The sequence below is a fragment of the Segetibacter aerophilus genome, from assembly GCF_007991655.1.
GTDB lineage: Bacteria > Bacteroidota > Bacteroidia > Chitinophagales > Chitinophagaceae > Segetibacter > Segetibacter aerophilus.
This window is the reverse complement of the sequence record NZ_BJYT01000002.1, coordinates 343,472-360,820: the sequence shown is the minus strand read 5'-3', so window position 1 is coordinate 360,820 and position 17,349 is coordinate 343,472. Positions and strand designations below refer to the sequence as shown.

The window sequence follows — 17,349 nt, the reverse complement described above, 5'->3', positions numbered from 1 at the left end:
TGGTTCTTTGTGACACATCCTTGCGACGCATTTCGTTCATCGTTGGATTCTTTCTGCAACCACATTGTTCTTTTGCTTGTAGCCTTTGAATGATGGTTGGACTTGGCGTTAGTATGAACGTTTTTTAAATAGAAAATCAAAATCATGAATAAAGAAGCCAGCCTGAAAAGATTCGTAGATGCCCAGGAAGGAGATTATAAAAGAGCCTTATTAGAAATAAAAAATGGTAGAAAACGAAGCCATTGGATGTGGTACATTTTCCCGCAAGTTGAGGGACTAGGATTCAGCGAGACTTCAAAGTTGTACGGTATAAAAGACATGGCGGAAGCCAGGGAATTTTTATCGCACCCAGTGCTAGGAAGCAGGCTCTTAGAAATCTGTAACGAGCTATTAAAACTCAATTCAAATGACGCACACGCCATATTTGGAAGTCCCGATGATATGAAGCTACAATCATCTATGACCTTGTTTAATTCACTAAACACCAATGACGTCTTTCAGCAAGTATTAGACAAGTTTTACAATGGGGAAAAAGACAATAAGACGTTACAAATATTGGAGCGTAAGAAATAAAATAGCAAAATCGTGAGAGGCGGTCGCAACATGTAATTGACTGTTTATGACGAAACCAAAAATAGTAACCATGATAACTGAATTTATAGAAAGTGCGAGAAAGCAATTTGAGTTTTATAAGCTACTCGGCGAGAAGACTTTCAGCCAATTATCGGATGAGCAGCTTTTTTGGCAATACAACGAAGAAAGTAACAGCATAGCCACCATAGTTAAACACCTATCAGGAAACATGCTTTCCCGCTGGACCGACTTTCTTACAACCGATGGAGAGAAGGAATGGCGCAACCGCGAGTCTGAATTTGAAAATGATATCAAAGACAGGAATGAAATGATGCAGCGTTGGGAGGATGGCTGGATTTGTTTGTTCGTTGCCCTAAATTCCATTACCGAGGATAATTTCGATACCGTTATCTATATAAGAAATATGGGCCACACAGTTACCGAAGCAATCAACAGGCAACTGGCTCACTACCCTTATCATGTCGGACAAATTGTGTTTATTGGTAAGATGCTTTTGAACGATAAATGGTCGTCGCTCTCCATTCCACGTGGAGCATCAAAAACGTACAATGATGAAAAGTTTACGGAACCAAAAAGAATGGCTCACTTTACTGATGAGTTCCTCAGCAAGAAAAAAGAATAACATTAACTGAGAAGAAATATGAAGATGATTACAGCAATATTGATAACCATTGTATTTGTAGTCATTTCTTTTTATACCGTAATGTATGTTGCCTTAATTATTAGTTCTTACATTGAGAACGGTGAAAGAAAATATAGAAGTAGGACGACTCACATGGAGGAGTCAAAAGAACTAGGTGTTTTTGTAAAGGAATTAAATTTCAAAGTGGACAGTTTTTCCGGAAAGCTCTACAACTTTCATCCCTATATAGAGAAAGGTTATAAGTACGGCAAGTTTCTTTCTACTGGAATTAAGCCTTTAACCAACAGTAAGTTTCCCTACCAGTTTGGATTCAATGAGGTACCACAAAGAAGCATTTCTATAGCAATGAGAAAAGAAGAATTAGAGAAGTTTGACAGTGCTAATAATTCAACCGGTTATCTTAAGCTCCCCCAACTTCCCGACACAATAACCCTGAATATTACCCTCTACCCGCACGACCACGGCATCATTAAGGTTTGGTGAATTACGAGCAACTTTTGTTTTTCCGGTTAAAAAAACCTCTTCGAAAAAGACAAGTACCATTGAAGCTGAGACAAGTTGTGGTTATGAAAGTAAAGTAGGAAACAAAAGATGAACGAAATGCGTCGCAGCGATGCTGCTGGTTAAACCCGAGTTAGTACCATAAAAAAAGACCAGCATTGTCGCTGGTCTTTTTATAAAAATAATATTTGCAAATTTTTATTTAGCAGGAACGCTGCTGCTCTTCTCGACTTTTCCGGGGACCAATCTTCCACCCTCTTCAGCACCTCTGTCGCCACTCTCATGGTATTCTGCGTCGCCGTTTACATTCCACAGGTCAAATAGCTCCTGGCCCGCTTCTATATTTTTTGCAGCAAGCATAGCAGTCATCATGCTATGATCCTGGTTGTTGTATTTGTGCATCCCGTTTCTACCAACAAGGTAAAGACCGGGATAACTTTTTAGTTCATCTTTTATGACATCTACGTTGTCTTTATAAACGTCATCATAAACAGGATAAGCTTTTGGCTGACGAACAACATATCCATCAACAACATCTTCAGCTTTACCTAAACCAATCTTTTGAAATTCCTTCTTACCTAATTCAAGCAAGGCTTCGTTGCTGCTTGTCCAAAGACCATCACCTTCAAAACAAAAGTACTCGAGACCATAACAAGCCATGCTGGGGTCAGGGATCATATAAGGACTCCATGATTTAAAGTTTTGGACACGACCAACAGTAACGGATGGATCGTGAATATAAATCCAGTTGTCAGAAAATACGTTCCTATCCTTCATTATAAGTACAACAGTTAAGAAGTCCCTATACTTAAGATCCTGTGAAGCTTTAAGGGCTTTTGGAGAAACCTTAGGATTAAGCGTTGGTATAAATTCTCTTATAGGAGCAGATGAAATCACATAATCAAAACCTGTTTCTGTAGTTCCATCAGTAAGATTTACACTCCAGTTACCAGCTGCATACTCAACAGAAGAAACGCCGGTGTTCATACGAACTTCGTTGCCCATTCCCTGAATTTTCCTTACACACTCTTCCCACATCATACCGGGACCATTCTTTGGATAACGGAAAGTATCAATCAAAGTTTTGATCACTTTATCTTTATTTCCACTTGTATTCTTAGGCTTGAAAAGAGCGTTTTTAATTGCAGACGACAGTGATAAACCTTTAATACGCTGAGCTGCCCAGTCAGCAGAAATCTCAGTACAAGGTGTACCCCAAACTTTTTCTGTGTAAGTTTTAAAAAAGATGTTAAAAAGTCTTTTACCGAATTGGTTACTTACCCATTCCTCGAAATTCTTAGGGTCTTTAATAGGAAACGCTTTAGCTTTTAAATAACTAAGCACGCAAAGCGCAGACTCAAAAATACCCAATTTTGTTAAGGCTTCCATTCCCTCAAGAGGATAAGAAAAGAATTTGTTGTTGTAGAAAATTCTTGAACTTCTTGGCCTGTCAATTAACTCGTCACCTAAAATCTCTGTCCAGAAGTCTTCTACTTCCTTTGATTTAGAAAAAAAACGATGTCCACCGATATCGAAATTGTATCCTTTGTAAGACTCGGTCCTCGAGATTCCACCCACATATTTTGGATCTTTCTCAAAAACGACCACATCCTGGTTTGCCTTACTTAAGAGGTAAGCAGCAGTTAACCCAGCAGGGCCGGCACCTATAACTGCTATTCTTTTTGCGTTTGCCATAAAGGGCGCAAATATAGTTTATTTGGTGAAATCTGCCTGAGTTTCATTGGCGTGCTTTTTATAATATGATATATAACACACGCGAATGCGTAGATTTGCAGCAACAAAATAAAATGACGGAAGTTTTTATAATTCTTGGATTAATCTTATTGAACGGGGTATTTGCGATGGCTGAGATTGCGGTTGTATCATCGCGCAAAACGAGACTTGAGGTACAGGCAAACAAAGGCGATGTCAACGCAAAAAAAGCACTGCGTCTTGCAAATCATCCGGATAATTTTCTCTCTACTGTACAGATAGGCATCACTTTAATGTCAATTTTAACGGGTATTTTTTCAGGGGATAATATTAAAAATTCACTTATTGAATTCCTAAAAGGCTTTCCCGCACTCAATCCCTACCAAGGCTCAATTGCAACCGTGATCGTTGTTTTTTGTATTACCTATTTGTCACTTATAAGCGAACTAACGGCTAAAAGAATTGGTTTGTCGAGGCCTGAAGCCATTGCTAAATGGGTAGCAACGCCAATGCAGCTTATTTCTAAAGTAGCGTATCCTTTTGTCTGGTTTTTAAGCAAAAGCACTGATCTCATTTCAAAGCTTTTTAAGACGACGCCAAACGACACGACAGTTACCGAAGAGGAAATAAAAGCGATCATAAATGAAGGAACTGAAACCGGCGCTATCGAAGAAAAGGAGCAGGAAATCATCGAAAGGGTTTTTCATCTTGGTGACCGCAACATCACATCTCTGATGACCCATAGGAGTGATATTGTTTGGATGGATGTCAACTGCAAGGTAGCAGACATCAAGCAGAAAATGCGCGAGGTGGTACATACAAGCTACCCGCTGTGCGAGGGCGTAATAGATAATATTAAGGGCATCATTTCTATTAAAGACATCATGTTGGCGGACGACAACATTTTACTGAAAGACCTGATGAAGCCCGGTTTATTTGTGCCTGAGAATAACTCTGTCTACCAGGTGTTGGAAAAGTTTAAGCAGGTGCAGGCGACTTCGTGTTTTATTGTTGACGAGTACGGTAGCGTGGAAGGAATGATGACTTTAAACGACATTCTTGAGGCGATTGTCGGTGACATTGGACCGACAGATGAGGATGACTACGAAATCACTGAAAGAGAAGACGGCACCTATTTAATAGATGCTCAAATTCCTTTTTACGATTTTCTAAGCCGTTTTGAAAAAACGGAATATATGAACGAAGGCGAGCACGACTTTAATACACTTGCCGGTTTCATTCTTCACCAGTTGCGCACTATCCCAGAAACCGGGGAAACATTAGAATGGAACGGCTTCCGCCTAGAGATTATGGATATGGATGGTAATCGTATAGATAAAGTTTTGGTCACGATTTCAGAAGAGATGAAAACTGAACTCGAGGAAAATGAATAATCCCTGGGGATACTAGCAAAGAGAGCATCAACTATTGTTTGTCTTTCAATACCAGCATCAATTCACAAGCATCATTGTTGCGTCGCAAGCACTTTTACATTTGTGCTACTCTAAACTTCAGTCTCACTATAATTACCCCGACAATCTCTCAGAATAGTCTTTTGGCAATTTGTCAATTTGCTGTAAAAAAGCTTCTAACTGTACAGGCTTTTGTGTTCCTAAAACGACGCGCCCTCCTGATTTTAAAGTTAACTGCAGTCCTTTATTTCCCGCTACATTGTGGACAGTTCCGTAAGAGGTGAGCCTTAATCCGTACCCTACAAACCCGTACTTTATTATTTCAGCCTTTATTATATTCTCCCATGTATAATGCGAAAATGCTCTCTGAAACGGAACCCACCTAAACTTTACGCCTTCCTCCGAAATAATTGTCTGGAGCCTAGCCACATAAAATAGCACGAGCAATGCCAGTATAAAAAATGTGATAAACACCAGCACAACAATTGGAGCAGGCTTGCTGCCAAAAGGGCGATCTAAAATTATCTGTTGAACATCCGCATAAATAAACAGTCCAAGAAGGGCCAGCAAAATAAAGTAAACAACGAACAACCCTTTTTGCCGGAAGGACTGGCTTTCTTCAAACTTAGTTTCGTATACAGTGTCTTGCATTCGTTTTTCTTAATTGATCATTTTCTTATGTATAAGTTAGGAACATTAGGCCGCGAATAATCAATGCCATAAGCAGTCTTCATGAGTATAGATACCACTTCATAAATTAAAACTTCATTCCGTTGAAACTGCGGAAGTAGTCCCATCATTGCATAGCTAATTGGGTTGACCGCAGGAATAAACGTTTCCCATTCATAACCTTTCCCCCACCTTAATCCTTTAACTGTTATTTCGAGATCAGCACCTTTTGAAAGAAGGAAATTCATAGCATCTACACAAAGATTTTCGTTTTGATTTACGGTATGAAAGACAGGAGTCTGACCGCCGAAGCCATATTCGTCGACGCCTGCTGCAGCGTTTACATCAGCGCCATGACTAACAAGAACATCTGCACAAGAAACATGATTAAACTCAGCACAAATGTGCAGCAGCGTAGCTTCAAACAAAGGCGTAAAGTCACATCGTAGAGAATACCTTTTTTCTACCAGATCCCTGTTATCACCTAACTCATTGCTTAGTGCGTTGGGGTCGTCTAACAGCACACTTAGTAAGGCTTTGTCTTCGAAATCTAATCCATAGTCGACAAAGACTCTAACACGCTCCTTAAACTTTGGACCTCTTGGATACTCACTTATCAGTTCCTCAATAAGCGGCCTGTCATTATAACGATCATTGGGATGAATGCCGTTTTCAAAACATTCTCTAATTCGCTTAGGCGAATGAAGCTCAATCTCTGTAATTAGCTTTTCGAGGTAATCCATGAAAGGATTTGATTGGCGGTATTATAAAATAGAACTTTCCTACTGGCTGGTTATAGCAATTAGTTGATCCAAAAAAGTCATTTGTCCGGCGTTGATTTTTACTCGTGCTTCATCCATCGTGAACCATCCGGCTTTGTCTACTTCAGGAAATAATTGCTTCTTTCCTGAACGTGGCGGCCATTCCATTTCAAACTCATTGCTCTTTATAAATGCAAGATCAAATGCTGCTTTTGTCGCCCATGCCGTAATCACTTTTCCTGATTTAATTTTTAGAGGTTGCAGCGGTATACATTCACTATCCGGCAAAACATTTCCGGTCTCCTCGGTAAATTCTCTTTTTGCTGCTAGTAAGGCATCCTCCCCTTCTAAGTATTCACCTTTCGGGATGCTCCAGGCACCTTCATCTTTATTCTTCCAGAACGGTCCTCCGGGGTGTACCAGCAGAACTTTTAATTCTCCTTTTGGTGATACGTTATAAGCTAGTATGCCTGCGCTTAGTTTTGACAAATTGCATAGGTTTATGATAAAAAGCTAATATTTAACTCTGGCTTAAAATTACTACCGTCCTTTTAGCAAAATGGAACAATCGGCAGTTAAAGCTTTAAACCTTTCTTGAATAATTATTTCTGCAGACAATAAGAGTTCGGTTTTTTATGTTCTGTAGCTTACTATTACTGTGGTCACGGCAACCATCAAAGTCTTTTTACTACTTCCGCGGAAAGGGGGTAGTTTAAAGGTTAATTAACCACCTGTAAATGCTGGTTAAAACTATTGTCGAACGTATCAATTATTTTGCTATTTCAACTTATGCTGTAATATTGCAACAGTCAAAGCTAGTTGCTGCATATGTAATTATTAGTAAAAGTGAGTGACACAACGATGCTGAAAAAAGGTTTACAGCCCGTATCCAAAACCTTAAAAAACCAGAATGAGTAAGAATTTATTAATAGTGGAGTCTCCGGCTAAAGCGAAGACGATTGAGAAAATACTGGGAAATGACTTTGAAGTAAAAAGTTGTTACGGCCATATCAGGGATCTTGAAAAAGATGACATGGGTATCGACCTGAACAACAACTACCAGCCGCGATATAAAGTTCCTGAGGAAAAGCAGAAAGTTGTAAAAGAACTGAAACAACTTGCCAAAAAAGCCAAAGAGGTTTGGCTTGCATCGGATGAGGACCGCGAAGGAGAAAGCATTAGCTGGCACCTTGCGGAAGAACTAGGCCTTGATCCTAAGAGTACAAAGCGAATTGTTTTTCATGAAATTACCGCTCCCGCGATAAGAAAGGCTGTTCAAAATCCCCGCTTTATTAATATGGACCTTGTGAATGCTCAACAGGCTCGCAGGGTTTTAGACAGGCTTGTCGGTTTTGAACTGAGCCCTGTACTATGGCGTAAAATAGGAATGCAACGTAGCCTAAGTGCAGGCCGTGTGCAAAGCGTTGCCGTAAGGTTGGTTGTTGAACGTGAAAGAGAGATCAACAATTTTGCAACGGAGAGCAGCTATAAAATTGAACCGCTATTTTCTGCAAATGATATAAACGGTAAACAAGTAACCTTTAAAGCTGAAGGCCCCGGAAAAATTTTACAACAAGAGTTTGCACTACAATTTTTAGAGAGCTGTAAAGATGCAGAATACAAAGTAACCGATGTAACCGTTAAGCCGGCAAAACGTTCGCCCGCTGCGCCGTTTACCACCTCTACCCTACAACAGGAAGCTAGCCGTAAACTTGGCTATAGCGTAAGTAAGACAATGTTGATAGCACAACGTTTATATGAAAGTGGTAAGATCACTTACATGCGTACCGACAGCATCAACTTAAGTGAAACTGCCATGAACGCCATCCAGGCGGAAATCAAAAGTAGTTACGGGGATAAGTATTACCAGGCGAGAGAATACAAAAATAAAAATGCAAGCGCTCAGGAAGCACACGAAGCTATTCGTCCAACCTATATGGAAAACCATTCGGTGGACGATGAAGAGGGACGACGCTTGTATGAACTGATTTGGCGACGCACCATTGCCTCTCAAATGGCTGATGCAGCTTTTGAGAAAACAATTGCAAAAATCAATATTTCGACAAACAGGGATAACCTTACTGCAACAGGCGAGGTAATGAAGTTTGATGGTTTTTTGAAAGTATATAATGAAGGCAAGGATGACGAGGATGGCGAAGAAGATGGCGAAGGGGTACTTCCGCCACTAAGAGTTGCACAAGTTCTTGACTTTAGAGAAATGCGGGCAACACAAAGATTTACCCGTCCGGCGCCAAGATATACTGAAGCGTCTTTGGTGAAAAAGCTGGAAGAGTTAGGAATAGGCCGACCTTCTACCTACGCTCCTACCATCACCACAATTATGAAGCGTAACTATGTTGAGAAGCGTGATAAGGAAGGTGTGAAAAGAGAGGTAAATGTTTTAAAGCTGAAAAAAGACAACTCGGTACAAAAGGAAGTGGTTGTTGAAAATACGGGTGCTGAAAAGTCGAAGTTATTTCCAACGGACCTGGGAATGGTTGTAACAGATTTTCTGAAGCAGCACTTTAAAAGTGTAATGGACTATGGCTTCACCGCACAGATAGAAGAAGAATTTGATGAGATAGCTGATGGCAAGATGAAGTGGAGCAATATGATTGATGGTTTCTACAAACCTTTTCATAACAATATTGAAATAACACTTGAAACGGCTGAAAGGGCTAAAGGCGAAAGGATTTTAGGCGCGGAGGCTGAAACAGGAAAAAGAGTTGTTGCGAGGATGGGCCGTTTCGGTCCGATGGTACAAATCGGCGAGTCAAATGTCGAAGAAGAAAAACCTCGGTTTGCGAAATTAAAAGCTGACCAAAGCATCGAAACAATTACCATGGATGAGGCCATGGAGTTATTTAAGCTTCCATTGGTGTTAGGTGAATATGAAGGTAAAGAAGTGGCCGTAAACGTTGGAAGGTTTGGACCATATGTACGGTGGGGTGATGAATTTATATCATTACCACGAGGTGAAGACCCTTTAACGGTAGATATGGAACGTGCTATTGAGGTGATTGGTGGAAAGCAGGTAGCAGATGCTCCTATCGGGATGTATGAAGATAAGCCGGTGACAAAAGGGAAAGGACGATTTGGTCCTTTTATCAAATGGCAGGATTTGTTCATAAATGTTCCAAAGGGCTACAACTTTGATGAGCTGACTCAAAAAGATTGCGAGCAACTGATAGAGAAAAAATTAGAGAAAGAAGCCAACCGTTACATACAGCACTGGCCATCTGAAAAAATATCAATTGAAAATGGCCGTTGGGGTCCTTTCATCAAATTTGGCAAAAAAATGTTGAAAGTAGTTGGCAAAGGAGAGAAAGGAAAATACACTGCAGAAGAACTTTCAACCATCTCTCTCGATGAGGTCAAGAAAATGATTGAGGCACAAGTGCCGGGTGCGTTTTCAAAAAAGGCAGCGGCCAAAAAAACAGCTGCAAAGAAAACTGCAGCTAAGAAAACCGCCTCGAAAAAGGCGGTCTCCTAGAATGATAAATTGAGTGGTAGAATATTTCGACCGGTGCGCAAGTCTCAGTACGATGTTGGAGGTTACAACTGTCCTACTTCGCTATTAATGTTTTTACGAGCCGTCTCTTCCATCGTTTCTACAAAGTCATTTGTTATAAAGATCTTCTCGGATTCAAGCACTTTTTGAAGCGCTTGTTTCCGGCCGGCTTTGTACACGTCATCGGGATACTTTAAATATTCCTGGCGTATTTTTTCACTGTAAGCTTTGTACGTTTCAGCCTCTGCTCCAAGAATCGCGATATCAAAATCAAGAAATAAACCAAGATCATTTTTCAAAGCAAATCCTTGTGGCACTTTGTGATCTTTGGTAGCTATTATAAATGTTTTGATATTTTCAATTATCCTTGAATTTACATTCAATTGCTTCAGGTGACTTTCTGCCAGCGCAGCACTCTGCTCTTCGTTATCAGGACGATATGTATCGTACACGATATCATGATATAAAATAGCAAAACCTGTAACTGCAGGATTTAAGATTCTATCGAGATGTTGATCACATAAGCTATATAAAAAAGCGATGTGAGTTAAGTTATGATAATGCCTGTGTTGCTCAGAATAACGATAAAGAATCTCTTCCCACAGTTGCTCCTTAATTTCTTCTTTGTTTGAGAAAGCGGTCAATTGCTTCCATTTCTTTTTCACGTAATCTAAAATATTATCCATTTTATACAGTATTTAAAGCAAGCTTGCTTTTACGAATTCCATAACTGAAGTAAACAATCAAGCCAACGGCTAACCAGATCAAAAAACGTAGCCAGTTGGTATGACTCTCCTGTGCCATTAAATAAAAACAACTAATTAATCCAAGTACAGGTATTAACGAAAATGAATGTTTAAATGAAAAGATGCTTACCAACAATGCAACAATCCAAAACAGTAACATTGGAAAACCTTCTTTCGAAAAAATATTTACAAAATGAGCTGGTGCATACAAAACAACCAATGCCACAGAAATGATAAAAACTGCCGGAACAATCAGCTTACCATTTACATACGGCACTTTAAATTTTGAAGCAGCCTGCTTCTTTCTTTTTTGCAAAACCAGCACTCCGCCGCAAACGAGCACGAACGCAAATAAAGTTCCGATACTTGTTAAAGCAAGCACAACATCCAGGTTTAGGAAAAGGGCAGGGATTGCAACTACACAACCAGTTAGAATTGTGGAGAATGACGGAGTCTTATAAACAGGATGAAGCCGCGAGAAGATTTTTGGAAGCAGTCCATCGCGACTCATGCTCATCCAAATTCTAGGTTGTCCTAATTGGAAAATAAGTAACACGCTTGCGGTGGCAATGATAGCGCTAACGCCAACAATTCCAGAGATCCATTTCAGTCCTCTTGCTTCAAAAATCAAAGCGAGTGGATCACCTACGTTTAGCGTTGTGTAATGAACCATGCCTGTCAGCACCAAAGCAAGCAGCACATATAAAATGGTGCAGATGATCAGCGAGTAGATCATTCCACGCGGAAGATCTCGTTGTGGATTTTTACATTCTTCAGCAGTTGTAGAAATTGCATCGAAGCCTATATAGGCAAAGAATACCGCTGAAACACCCTTCAAAATTCCTGAAATACCATTTGGTGTAAAAGGGCTCCAGTTCTGTGGCTGCACATAATAAGCACCTAAAACAATGACAAGGAAAATAACAGCAAGCTTTATAATTACCATAATGTTGCTCGCAGATTTAGATTCCTGTATGCCTATAAAAACGATATAAGTAATAAGGGCAACGATCATTAAAGCGGGCAGGTCCATTATCACATGCATTCCAAAAAGTTGTGGAGCATGCAGCCATGCGTCGTATTTATTTGACATCGCCGGATCAATAGAGGCTAGTGCCTGTCCACTCGAAAGTAGTCCCGTTGCTTCATCAAATCCTGCATGGGCTGTAGTGTAATCCATGGTGAGCCACGACGGAATGTGAATACCAGCTTTATCAAGCAAGCCTGTGAAATAGTCGCTCCACGAAATGGCTACCGCAATGTTTCCGATGGCATATTCCATTAACAAATCCCACCCAATAATCCAGGCAAAGATTTCGCCGAAGGCAACGTATGAATAAGTATAGGCGCTCCCCGAAACAGGAACGGTTGATGCAAACTCAGCATAACACAAAGCAGCAAAGCCACAAGCAATGGCAGTAAAAATGTACAGGAAAATAACTCCGGGTCCACCATCAAAACACGCTTTACCAATGCTACTGAAAATGCCCGCCCCTATTACTGCAGCAATACCCATAAGGGTAAGATCCTTTACTCCCAATACTTTATTCAGCATTCCATGACCATCATGCAATCCCGCTTCAGCATCTGCTAAAATCTTATCTATTGATTTTTTCCGGAGCAATGGATTTGCCATGAACAGATTTTTTTGATAGAGTTATAAATTATGAAGGTGATTTTTTTTCAATGGCAGACAATCAAAAATCTCTTTGAACAAGAAAAGAGGTAAGTTCTTTTAAAGGCTTTTTCCGTACTGATAAAACTGCAATGTCTTCAAGATGTTGAAAGGCTACAGTTACATATTTTTCTTTGAGGCTTCTTGCCCATTCATCCACTCCGCAGCTTCTATAAATAGCTAGTACTTTTTCCACTTTGTCATCCTCATTTTGTTTTAGCAAATTCTGCAGCTCTTCTTTTTGCGCTCCCGTCGCTACATCTAAGGCATGAATTAATAAGAAGGTTTTTTTATTAGCAACTATATCTCCACCTACCTGCTTCCCAAATTTTTCAGGGTCACCAAAGGCATCGAGGTAATCATCTTGTACCTGGAAGGCTATTCCGAGGTTTAATCCAAATTCGTATAAATGTTTTGCGTTGCTATCTCCTGCGCCACCTAAGATGGCACCAAGTTGAAGACTAGCCGCCATTAGCACCGACGTTTTTAATCCGATCATTTCAATGTAATCATCCAAATCAACTGTCTCTTTCTTTTCAAAATCCATGTCCAGTTGTTGTCCTTCGCAAACCTGTGCAGCCGTCTTGTTGAAAAGTGTAAGAATTCTATGAATTGTATTTGTCCTGACCTTATTAATGTATTCGTAAGCCTGTATCATCATCACGTCGCCACTTAGTAATGCCGTCGGCTCGTCGAATTTTGTATGTACAGTTTGCATTCCGCGGCGAAGCGGCGCCTTGTCCATTATATCATCATGTATCAGTGTGAAGTTGTGAAAAAGCTCAATGGCATTTGCGACATGGTACGCATCAGGAGTAATCTTATCGAACAATTCGTTGCCCATTAAACACATTACAGGTCTTATCCTTTTGCCACCTAATCCTAAAAAGTATTCACAAGGATCATAGAGAGTAGACGGTGCCATTGGAAAATGACGAACATTGAAATAAGAAGTAAATTTTGTAACAAGCTCTCCGAACGAATGCATCATAAGCTTTTCTGTGTGGGCAAATATAGTGGCAAAAAAATAGTCACGTTATAGACACCCCGAAAGTGTATATTTTTTATGAAACAAGCATTTGTTCGTAATGAGCGTTCGTTGTGTCACTCCCTTGTACTGCAACTTTTTATTGCAGCGCTTATGAGCACGCAGTACCTAAACTGTTAAATAACAAGATGTAGCTTTTTATAGAATAAGCTAAAGAACTTTTTACGGTCTTTATTTAAAAAGCAGAAAAAGCTGCAAAAAGATGCAAAGTACCAGCGTGCTATGCAATGAGATCTTAATAGTGTTATTTACTTGACTACCTACAACTATCACTACTCAATCTTCCGCTTTTTCTTTTCGCTGCCTTTGGCTTTGCTTCTGGTGCGCGTGGGCACTGGTTTTACTACCGTTTCCTCGTTTAGCTTTTCGTCAACTTCAGGTTTCAAAACCCAATCAAAATCCAACTGACGCTTCGCCAAATTAGCAGATACAACTTTGATATATACCTTGTCGCCCATCCTGAATTTGCGTCCACTTCTACGCCCAACAAGACTGTATTCTGATTCAATCAAACGGAAATCATCGTAATCGGAAAGACCTGTTATCGACACCAATCCTTCACACTTGTGTTCAACAGTTTCGACCCAAAACCCAAATCCCGATACTCCGCTGATCACACCTAAGAATTCCTCTCCAATATGTTCTTTTAAAAACTCGACTTGCTTGTATTTATTTCCAGCTCGTTCACAATCCATGGCACTGCGTTCCATCTCGCTGCAGTGCTTGCACTTCTCTTCCATCTTTTTGTCAAAAACAGGAGCACCTTCAAGGCAACTCTCCAAAACTCTATGCACCATTACATCGGGATAACGACGGATGGGAGAAGTAAAGTGGCAATAATGCTCGAAAGCCAAACCATAGTGGCCGATATTATCAGCAGAATAAACAGCCTTAGCCATGGTACGAATACCGAGCGACTCAAGAACATGTTGTTCAGGCTTTCCTTTCACATCTTCCAACATCTGGTTGAAACTGGAAGCTATTTTTTCAGGGGTAGAGGTATCGAACTTATGGCCATATTTAGCTGCAAAAGCTATAAACGGAGTCAACTTCTGCTCATCAGGAACATCATGTATTCGATATGGAAAAGGCACTTCCTTCTTGTTCACTTTTACCTTCGAGACATACTGAGCGACTGTTTTATTAGCCAGCAGCATGAACTCTTCTATCAACTGGTGCGCTTCCTTACTTTCCTTCACAACGATACCAATGGGCTTACCCTTTTCATCCAACTTAAAACGAACCTCAGTAGATGAGAAGTTGATGGCACCATCACTAAATCTTGCGGCTCTAAACCCTTGTGCAAGATCATTCAGCAACAAAACTTCTTCGCTGTATAAACCTTCTTTTTTTTCGATGATCTCCTGCACATCTTCATAAGTATATCGGTGATCGCTATGAATAACTGTTCTTCCTAACCAGAAGTCTTTTACGTTACCTTTTAGGTTAATCTGAAAAACTGCAGAAAAAGTTAGTTTATCTTCCTTTGGCCGCAGTGAACACAATTCGTTTGAAATTCTTTCCGGCAACATTGGGTTAACCCGGTCAGGAAGATATACCGAGGTTGCTCTTTGATAAGCGTCATCGTCCAGAATAGATCCGGGAGTTACATAATGACTTACATCAGCTATATGAACGCCGATCTCATACAAGTCGATCTTCAATTTTTTTATTGAGATGGCATCATCAAAGTCTCGCGCATCAACGGGGTCGATAGTAAACGTAAGTACATCCCTCATGTCTTTACGTTTCTTGATTTCGGAGGCAGATATCACGTCAGGTAATCTCAATGCCTCTTCCATTACATCGTCCTCAAAAACCAACGGGAAACCATTTTCCACGAGGATGCCTTTCATAGCAATGTCGCTCTCTTGCTCAGCCAACAACACCTGAACAATCTCACCTTCAGGCTTTTTATTAGTTGTATCCCACTTAGTAATTTTTGCCAGTACCCTGTCCTTATCTTTTGCACCATTCAATTTATCAAGTGGTATATAAAGATCAGGCATCGGCTTATCGGAGTCGGGAATAAAAAAGGCAAAGTTTGAGCTAACCTGTATGTGCCCAATAAACTCACTTTGTTTACGGCTTACAACTTCTGTAACACGTCCCTCTCTTTTGCCATTATTTAAATTTTCTCGTACCACTTTCACGCGAACGGTATCACCGTTTAAAGCAGTATTAAAGTCATTTGGACGAACAAAAATATCTCCACCCTCACTATCTGTTACTACATATCCTACCCCGCTTCGTGTTATTTCCAGTACCCCTTTCGCAAGATCCGAATCGTGTTTCTTTCCTCTTGAGGACTTATCTTTTTTGCTCATGTTTTTTATTGTCTTGAAAGGTTTCTATAAAAGTATTTACAATTTCATCAAATTGTGTGCCCCTGCCAAAAAGAAAACGGTGCTGTATAGGCAACACATACATTGGCATTTCTTTCAGTTCATCTTTGAATTTCATTAGCCTCACCGCATCTTTTTCGGTAGTAACAATCATTTTTTGAGTTGCCTGAATTTCTTCAAACTTTTTTCTCACTTCATTGAGATCATCAATAGTAAAAATGTGGTGGTCAGAAAAAGACAACTGGTAATAAGTCTTTGACTGCTGTACGAGGTAATTTTTCAATGGTGTAGGATTCGCGATGCCGCAAACAAGCAGCACTTCGTCTTCTAGTGAAAGCCTCTTTTTTTCTTTTGTAACAATGTGATAAAGATCTGTATACTGTATAGTTGAAAATAAAACATGCTGGTTCGGCAAGGGCCGTATTTCCTCTTTGATCCTTTCCGCTTGCTCCATAGAAATTTCAGGAGGGCATTTAGTGACAACAATAACGTTGGCTCTTTTGTAAGATGATTTCTGATCTCTTAAATCACCTGTGGGCAAAAAAAAATCGCGCGTAAATAAATCGCCGCACTCAGTTAACAAGATATTGAAACCGGGATGAATACTTCGGTGTTGAAAAGAATCATCCAGTATGATAACCTGAGTTTCGGGTCGGTCGTGAAGCAGTTGGGGTATTGCCACTATTCTTTCCTCACCAACAGCAACTGCCACCGAAGGAAACTTGCTATAGAACTGCATAGGCTCATCTCCTATTTCAAGTGCAGTAGTTTCGGCATGAGCCAGTGTGTACCCTTTTGTTTTTCTTTTATACCCCCTGCTCAAGGTGGCTATTTGATATTTGTCCTGCAGCATTCGAATGAGGTATTCTACCATTGGTGACTTACCTGTGCCGCCAACAGACAGGTTGCCAACGCCTATAATTGGCAGATTAAATGAAACGGACTTGATTATTTTTTTATCAAATAAATAGTTTCGGATGATAACGACCAATCCATAAAGTAACGAGAAAGGAAAAAGTAGAATTCTAACAGACTTAAGCAGGTAGAAATTAAAATTCATAAATTCTTGAAGGAGTGATACAGAAATTTAAAGGTACATCATATTGATTTCTATCCTCTATTTTGTCCACCGGATCGAAGTAGGAGAAGCCAACAGTAATTACATCATTTCGGCATTTTTGTAAAAACCTGTCATAAAAGCCCTTACCATAGCCCACCCTAAAACCCTCTTCATCAAAGGCCAGTAAAGGAACAAATACAAGGTCTATTTCTTCAGCCGTAATTTCATCGCCTTCTTCAGGTTCGGGTATACCATATTCGTTTTCTACAAAATCTGTTTCCTCATGCACCAGGATCGCCTGCATTTGTTTTGTCTCCATATCGACCAGTGGAAACGTAACCTTTAAACCAGGAATGGCGTGTTCAAGATAGCGGGTGTATAAAAGAGTATTCATCTCGCAATGTTGCTCCAGCGGCCAATAACTTAGAAGTACCTCTATGCTACTTTCAAAAGCAAGGTTTTGCAGCTGGATTAATAGTAAATCATCCAACTTCATTCTCTCCGTTGTCGGCAAAGCGGTTCTTTTCTCCTTATAAATTTTCCTTAAGTCCTGTTTCAGCATTTGAACTAATTACGACTGTTTTTTATAATAACGGTAAGTTTTGCTATACGAGCTTTTAAGTTTCATAGCATCATCGTTGCGTCGCAAGCACTTCGGCAGTAACTCTTTT

Annotated in this window: 15 protein-coding genes; 5 read left to right on the top strand and 10 right to left on the bottom strand. The window is 40.1% G+C overall.

Annotated features, from left to right (window positions below):
- Positions 1 to 144 precede the first annotated feature (144 nt).
- The 3 genes from SAE01_RS04985 to SAE01_RS04975 all read left to right on the top strand — a co-directional run bounded on the left by SAE01_RS04985 (position 145) and on the right by SAE01_RS04975 (position 1,720).
- Complete coding sequence (locus SAE01_RS04985; RefSeq protein ID WP_147202551.1) at positions 145 to 573, top strand: DUF1810 domain-containing protein; 429 nt, start codon at positions 145 to 147, stop codon at positions 571 to 573.
- A 70-nt stretch (positions 574 to 643) separates the two neighbouring features.
- Positions 644 to 1,216 (top strand): DUF1572 domain-containing protein, encoded by a 573-nt coding sequence (locus tag SAE01_RS04980; protein ID WP_147202550.1) that lies wholly within the window; start codon positions 644 to 646, stop codon positions 1,214 to 1,216.
- A gap of 18 nt (positions 1,217 to 1,234) precedes the next feature.
- Positions 1,235 to 1,720: a hypothetical protein gene (locus tag SAE01_RS04975; protein WP_147202549.1), complete on the top strand. Its 486-nt coding sequence runs from the start codon at positions 1,235 to 1,237 to the stop codon at positions 1,718 to 1,720.
- Positions 1,721 to 1,936: 216 nt separating this feature from the next.
- Here the strand turns inward: SAE01_RS04975 and SAE01_RS04970 are convergent, their stop codons facing one another.
- Positions 1,937 to 3,433 (bottom strand): NAD(P)/FAD-dependent oxidoreductase, encoded by a 1,497-nt coding sequence (locus SAE01_RS04970; RefSeq protein WP_147202548.1) that lies wholly within the window; start codon positions 3,431 to 3,433, stop codon positions 1,937 to 1,939.
- A gap of 65 nt (positions 3,434 to 3,498) precedes the next feature.
- Between SAE01_RS04970 and SAE01_RS04965 the strand changes: the two genes are divergently transcribed.
- A complete protein-coding gene (locus SAE01_RS04965) occupies positions 3,499 to 4,845 on the top strand; it encodes a hemolysin family protein (RefSeq protein ID WP_246113161.1) in 1,347 nt (448 codons plus the stop codon).
- Positions 4,846 to 4,977: 132 nt separating this feature from the next.
- Here SAE01_RS04965 and SAE01_RS04960 read toward each other — a convergent pair whose 3' ends face one another.
- From SAE01_RS04960 to SAE01_RS04950, 3 genes are read right to left on the bottom strand one after another with little or no spacing between them, the layout of a single operon-like run.
- Positions 4,978 to 5,514: a hypothetical protein gene (locus tag SAE01_RS04960; protein WP_147202546.1), complete on the bottom strand. Its 537-nt coding sequence runs from the start codon at positions 5,512 to 5,514 to the stop codon at positions 4,978 to 4,980.
- Between the two features lie 17 nt (positions 5,515 to 5,531).
- Complete coding sequence (locus SAE01_RS04955) at positions 5,532 to 6,275, bottom strand: ankyrin repeat domain-containing protein (protein WP_147202545.1); 744 nt, start codon at positions 6,273 to 6,275, stop codon at positions 5,532 to 5,534.
- 39 nt (positions 6,276 to 6,314) lie between these two features.
- Complete coding sequence (locus SAE01_RS04950; RefSeq protein WP_147202544.1) at positions 6,315 to 6,782, bottom strand: NUDIX hydrolase; 468 nt, start codon at positions 6,780 to 6,782, stop codon at positions 6,315 to 6,317.
- 421 nt (positions 6,783 to 7,203) lie between these two features.
- On the opposite strand from SAE01_RS04950, the gene topA reads away from it, so the two are divergent.
- On the top strand, positions 7,204 to 9,786 hold the full coding sequence (gene topA, locus SAE01_RS04945; RefSeq protein WP_147202543.1) for a type I DNA topoisomerase: 2,583 nt from the start codon (positions 7,204 to 7,206) through the stop codon (positions 9,784 to 9,786).
- Between the two features lie 62 nt (positions 9,787 to 9,848).
- On the opposite strand, the gene SAE01_RS04940 is transcribed toward topA, so the two are convergent.
- From SAE01_RS04940 to SAE01_RS04915, 6 genes are all read right to left on the bottom strand, one after another.
- Entirely contained in the window at positions 9,849 to 10,490 is a 642-nt protein-coding gene (locus SAE01_RS04940) for an HD domain-containing protein (protein WP_147202542.1), read from the bottom strand.
- A 1-nt stretch (position 10,491) separates the two neighbouring features.
- Positions 10,492 to 12,186: an amino acid permease gene (locus tag SAE01_RS04935; RefSeq protein ID WP_147202541.1), complete on the bottom strand. Its 1,695-nt coding sequence runs from the start codon at positions 12,184 to 12,186 to the stop codon at positions 10,492 to 10,494.
- A 61-nt stretch (positions 12,187 to 12,247) separates the two neighbouring features.
- On the bottom strand, positions 12,248 to 13,216 hold the full coding sequence (locus SAE01_RS04930; protein WP_246113160.1) for a polyprenyl synthetase family protein: 969 nt from the start codon (positions 13,214 to 13,216) through the stop codon (positions 12,248 to 12,250).
- Between the two features lie 329 nt (positions 13,217 to 13,545).
- The gene (gene rnr / locus SAE01_RS04925; protein WP_147202540.1) at positions 13,546 to 15,600 is read right to left on the bottom strand and encodes a ribonuclease R; all 2,055 of its coding nucleotides are present in this window, start codon (positions 15,598 to 15,600) and stop codon (positions 13,546 to 13,548) included.
- On the bottom strand, positions 15,584 to 16,678 hold the full coding sequence (gene lpxK / locus SAE01_RS04920; RefSeq protein WP_147202539.1) for a tetraacyldisaccharide 4'-kinase: 1,095 nt from the start codon (positions 16,676 to 16,678) through the stop codon (positions 15,584 to 15,586). The genes rnr and lpxK overlap by 17 nt, the downstream gene beginning before the upstream one ends.
- A complete protein-coding gene (locus SAE01_RS04915; RefSeq protein ID WP_147202538.1) occupies positions 16,668 to 17,240 on the bottom strand; it encodes a 5-formyltetrahydrofolate cyclo-ligase in 573 nt (190 codons plus the stop codon). Before SAE01_RS04915 ends, lpxK begins: the two co-directional genes overlap by 11 nt.
- Between the last annotated feature and the right edge of the window lie 109 nt (positions 17,241 to 17,349).